General features: G+C 82.5%; 1 pseudogene. It reads left to right on the forward strand.

The features are described 5' to 3' along the window. Positions 1-395, forward strand: a pseudogene (locus tag BI06_RS50560) (asparagine synthase); the annotation flags it as partial.

Raw genomic sequence — 395 nt, forward strand, 5'->3', positions numbered from 1 at the left:
GTTCGGGGCGGGCGGCACCGACCACCTGACCGGCCACGGCGCCCGGCAGGTCCTGGACGGGCACCCGGCCCGGCTGGCCGACCTGGTCCGGGCCGGCCGCTCCCGCGAGCTCCTCTCCCCGGTGGCCGCGCTGGCGGGCGTCGACCGGGCGGCCGCCGGCGTCCTGACCGGCGCGCTGCGGACCCCGCTCACCGTGCTGCGCGCCGCCCACCGGCTGGCCCGGATCCGCTACCCGGACGCGCTCGACGACGCGGCCGTGCGGCTGACCCTCCGCCGGACGCCCGACGGCGCCGGCACGGCCGGAGCGCGCTCGGCGGACGACCTCGCCTGGGTGGTCCCCGGCCCCGCCGCCCGCTGGCTGTCCGACGAGGCGCTCTCCGCGGTCGCGCTGCGGC

The organism is Kitasatospora sp. MBT66 (assembly GCF_000710405.2).
Taxonomy (GTDB): domain Bacteria; phylum Actinomycetota; class Actinomycetes; order Streptomycetales; family Streptomycetaceae; genus Kitasatospora; species Kitasatospora purpeofusca.